At 49.2% G+C, this 242-nt stretch carries 1 pseudogene; it reads right to left on the minus strand.

What is annotated here, in order from left to right:
• Nucleotides 1–242 (minus strand): annotated as a pseudogene (locus D3H55_RS24720) (hypothetical protein); the annotation flags it as partial.

The raw sequence follows: 242 nt of genomic DNA on the forward strand, positions 1-242 counted from the left end.
ACTCGCTTGGGTTCTGTCCGAATCCTGACCTGTTTCGGACATTTTTCGGCTGTCTTGCTTGATTTCTGTCCGAATTCTGACTTGTTTCGGACAGGTTTCGGCTGCCTTGCTCGGTTTCTGTCCGAATTCTGCCTTGATTCGGACACTTTCCGGCTGACTCGCTTGTTTTCTGTCCGAATTCTGCTCTGATTCGGACATTTTCAGGCTGCCTTGCTTGATTTCTGTCCGAATTCTGCCCTGAT

Origin of the sequence: Bacillus salacetis (assembly GCF_003581585.1) — a bacterium.
GTDB lineage: Bacteria > Bacillota > Bacilli > Bacillales > Bacillaceae_B > Rossellomorea > Rossellomorea salacetis.